This is a genomic window from Bradyrhizobium sp. (assembly GCF_016462955.1).
GTDB lineage: Bacteria > Pseudomonadota > Alphaproteobacteria > Rhizobiales > Xanthobacteraceae > Bradyrhizobium.
This window is the reverse complement of sequence record NZ_JAEMSD010000292.1, coordinates 3929-4477: the sequence shown is the minus strand read 5'-3', so window position 1 is coordinate 4477 and position 549 is coordinate 3929. Positions and strand designations below refer to the sequence as shown.

Below are 549 nucleotides of genomic sequence, written 5' to 3'. Positions count from 1 at the left end.
GCTCAGCCGAACGGCTACACCGAATACATCCTCACCGCACGACGCCGCGAAGCGAAAGCGCTCGGCTGAGCAACGTCACTTGACGCCAAAAGCCCCGGTTTTCGCCGGGGCTTTTTTTGTTGGACGAAACGTGGCGACGTGCCGCGGAACCGGCCGCACGGAGGTCGCGTTGTCCGACCATCAACAAAGGGAGTTGGTCATGGACTGGAATCGCATTGAAGGAAACTGGAAGCAGTTCAAGGGCTCGGCCAAGGAGAAGTGGGGCAAGCTCACCGACGATGACCTCACCTTGATCGAGGGCCGCCGCGAGCAGCTCGAGGGCCGGCTGCAGGAACGCTACGGCAAGGCCAAGGACCAGGTCCGCCAGGACGTCGATGACTGGCTCAAAGGCCTGCACTGAAGCAACACGAACGAAGCCCCGGCGACAGCCGGGGCTTTTGTCTTGAGGTGTAGCCTGTATGAGCGAAGCGATATCCGGGACTGTTGTCGTGTTGTCCCGGATGTCGCTTCGCTCATCCAGGCTACGGTGCCTTCGCTAGAAAACCGCCA

At 60.8% G+C, this 549-nt stretch carries 1 protein-coding gene; it reads left to right on the top strand.

The features are described 5' to 3' along the window. Positions 1–199 precede the first annotated feature (199 nt). Positions 200–400 (top strand): CsbD family protein, encoded by a 201-nt coding sequence (locus JHD07_RS25210; protein ID WP_257192866.1) that lies wholly within the window; start codon positions 200–202, stop codon positions 398–400. Positions 401–549: the final 149 nt, after the last annotated feature.